Raw genomic sequence first — 3,110 nt, 5'->3', positions numbered from 1 at the left:
GCCGGGGCCGGAGTCGGTGCCGCCGCGGTCGGGGCAGCTGGAACCGGGGCAGGAGCCGCGGGACGCGGCGCGGGCCGCGCGGGAGCGGCCTTCGGGGCCGACGGCGTGGGCGTGGGCCGGCTCTCGGCGGAGCCGCCCTTCAGTTTCTCGGTGAGACGCCGCACCACGGGCGGCTCAATCGTTGACGATGCGGACCGGACGAACTCGCCCATGTCCTTGAGGACCGTCAGAACCTCTTTGCTTTCGAGTCCGAACTCTTTCGCGAGTTCGTAGACGCGGACCTTGGCCACTACTCTCCTTCAGGCCCGCGGAAGCGCAGGCCGGTTAGACGTTGTTGCTCATTGTTGGGTACTCATCGAGTGGTCATGAGCGTTAGCCCACCTTCTGGGTTGTGTTCGCGCACAGCGCGCGAAGCGCTTTACCAGTCTAGTGCGTCGGCCCCTGTTTTTCCCAAGCCGACCCGTCCGCGTCCACCAACGCCACCGCCTCGACGAGCCCGTCCAGGTCACCGGAAGCCACTCGCAGGGCCCGCGGAACGGCCCGCCGCCGCAGCGCCTGAGCACCGCAGCCGGGGTGCAACCACGCTCCCCTGCCGGGGGCCGTTCGGCTGACGACCACCCCAATCGGTGAACGCGCGAGCCGCAGCATCGCGGACTGATCGTCGGCGGCTCGGCATCCCACACAGGTCCTGATCGGCACCGGACCAGATTACGTCCGCACCGCCGTCGCGCGGTCATCGCGGCAAGCAGGTGGACGAGGGACGCGGGCCAGCGGCGGGCGTGCGGTGTTGCACAAGCCCCCCTCGCAGTGTTGACTAACCGCGTTCACCGGTGCCTCACGGATCCACCGGCCCGCGTCGTCGATGTCAGCGTTGAGATCGTCTCCCGTGCCACTTCTTTCATCTCCGTGTCAGGACCCGATGGACGGCAATCATGTCCAACGGGCCGATAGTGGGCCCTCGGCCGCGTGAGGAGCGACCGCCATGACGCCAACACCTGAACAAACCCCCCAGGAACCGTGGAACGACGACAGCGAGTTCCACCTCCCTGAGGACCATTGGCCCCTGCCGGAACTGGTTCACACCGAGAAGCCGCACGTATCGCCTAGCCAGAGCGCATTCATCGCCGTGGCGGCTTCCCCGGAGTACCGCACGCTTCGGTCGAGGTTCCGCCGCTTCGCGTTCCCCATGACGATCGCCGGGCTGGTCTCATACTTCATCTACGTCCTGCTGTCGATCTACGCGCCGGCAGCGATGGCGACACCCCTGCTGGGCGCCGTCAACGTCGGCATGACACTCGGCCTGGCCCAGTTCGCCGTCACCTACCTGTGGACGGTGCTCTACATGAACTACGCCGCCAAGAAGCTCGACCCGATCTCGTCGGCGCTGAAGGCCAAGCTTGAGACGGGAGCGGGCGCATGACCCTCTTGGAGACCACCCAGTACGGCAATCCGCTCATCAACATCCTCGTCTTCGGCTTCTTCGTCGCCGGGACGCTCGGCATCGTCATCGCCGTCACCCGGCAGAAGTCGAAGGCCTCGGACTTCTACACCGGCGGCGCCGCCTTCTCGGGACGGCAGAACGGCCTGGCGATCACCGGCGACTACCTCTCCGCGGCAGCCTTCCTCGGCGTGACCGGTGCCATCGCCCTCTACGGCTACGACGGCCTGCTCTACTCCGTCGGCTTCTTCGTCGCCTGGATCGTGGCGCTCTATCTGGTGGCCGAACCGCTCCGCAACACGGGTCACTACACGATGGCCGACGTGCTGAGCTTCCGCATGGAGCAAAAGCCGGTGCGCACCGCCGCAGCGACGTCGACGCTCGCGATCTCGTTCCTCTACCTCCTCGCCCAGATGGCGGGAGCGGGTGGTCTGGTGGCGCTCCTGCTGGGCGTCTCGGATCGCACCATGCAGTCGGTCGTCATCGCCCTGGTGGGCGTCTTGATGGTGGTCTACGTGCTGATCGGCGGCATGAAGGGCACGACCTGGGTGCAGATGATCAAGGCTGTGCTGCTCGTCGGCGGCGCCGCGATCATGGCCTTCCTGGTCCTCATGGGTAGCGGCTTCAACCTGTCCACCCTGCTGTCCTCGGCTCAGGCAGCGGCCCTCGATCCGGCCACCGGAAACGGCCGCGACCTGCTGGTGCCGATGCAGCAGTACGGCGCGACCGACTTCACCAAGCTGTCGTTCCTGTCGTTGTCGATCGCGCTCGTGGCGGGCCCCTCCGGACTGCCGCACGTGCTCATGCGGTTCTACACCGTGCCGACCGCGAAGGAGGCGCGCCGCTCGGCCGCCTGGGCGATCGGTCTGGTCGGCGCCTTCTTCCTGATCACCCTGGTCCTTGGCATGGGGGCGGCGAAGCTCGTCGGTCAGCAGGCCATCGTGGCCGCGCCCGGCGGGGCCAACGCCGCCGCTCCGCTGCTCGCGCTGGTGCTCGGCGGAGAGATCTTCATGGGCGTCATCTCCGGGGTGGCGTTCGCGACCATCCTGGCCGTCGTGGCGGGGCTGACGATCACCGCGTCGGCGTCCTTCGCCCACGACGTCTACAACTCCATCATCAAGGACGGCAAGGCCGATCCCGAGCAGGAGGTCAAGGTTGCCCGCATCACCTCGGTGGTCATCGGCGTCCTGGCGATTCTGGGCGGCATCGTCGCCAACGGGCAGAACATCGCGTTCCTGATCTCGCTGGCGTTCGCCGTCGCTGCCTCGGCCAACCTGCCGTCCATCCTGTACACGATGTACTGGAAGCGGTTCACCACGCGCGGCTCGGTGTGGTCGATCTACACGGGCCTGATCAGCTCCGTCGTTCTGATCGTCTTCTCCCCCGCGATCTCCGGATCGAAGACGGCGATGCTGGGTGAGGCGGTCAACTTCGCCTGGTTCCCGCTGACCAACCCCGCCCTGGTGTCGGTGCCGCTGGCCTTCCTGGCCGGATGGCTCGGCACGATCACGTCGCCGGTGCGCGGCGACGAGGAGATGGCCACCGAGATGGAGGTCCGCTCCATGACCGGCGCGGGCGCGGGCGAGGCGATCGCCCACTGAGTTCGGACGCGTGACACGGCCGGCCCCTCAGGGACCGGCCGCGTCACGCGTGTGCTGCTGACTACTCGGCG

At 67.5% G+C, this 3,110-nt stretch carries 4 protein-coding genes; 2 read left to right on the top strand and 2 right to left on the bottom strand.

The window, feature by feature from the left end; genetic code table 11:
• The coding region (locus V7E09_RS14980) for a translation initiation factor IF-2 N-terminal domain-containing protein (protein WP_324523653.1) at positions 1–290 on the bottom strand (290 nt) is incomplete at its 3' end.
• A 136-nt stretch (positions 291–426) separates the two neighbouring features.
• Positions 427–681, bottom strand: coding sequence for a YlxR family protein (locus V7E09_RS14975; protein WP_324510544.1), 255 nt, complete (start codon positions 679–681; stop codon positions 427–429).
• Positions 682–982: 301 nt separating this feature from the next.
• On the opposite strand from V7E09_RS14975, the gene V7E09_RS14970 reads away from it, so the two are divergent.
• Positions 983–1,420, top strand: coding sequence for a DUF485 domain-containing protein (locus V7E09_RS14970; protein ID WP_324510538.1), 438 nt, complete (start codon positions 983–985; stop codon positions 1,418–1,420).
• Positions 1,417–3,039, top strand: a complete 1,623-nt coding sequence (locus V7E09_RS14965) for a solute symporter family protein (protein ID WP_324510537.1) — start codon at positions 1,417–1,419, stop codon at positions 3,037–3,039. The genes V7E09_RS14970 and V7E09_RS14965 overlap by 4 nt, the downstream gene beginning before the upstream one ends.
• Positions 3,040–3,110: the final 71 nt, after the last annotated feature.

Origin of the sequence: Propioniciclava sp. (assembly GCF_036744435.1) — a bacterium.
Classification (GTDB): domain Bacteria; phylum Actinomycetota; class Actinomycetes; order Propionibacteriales; family Propionibacteriaceae; genus Propioniciclava.
Note: the sequence above shows the minus strand (reverse complement) of the source record. Positions and strands in the feature narration are given on the sequence as shown.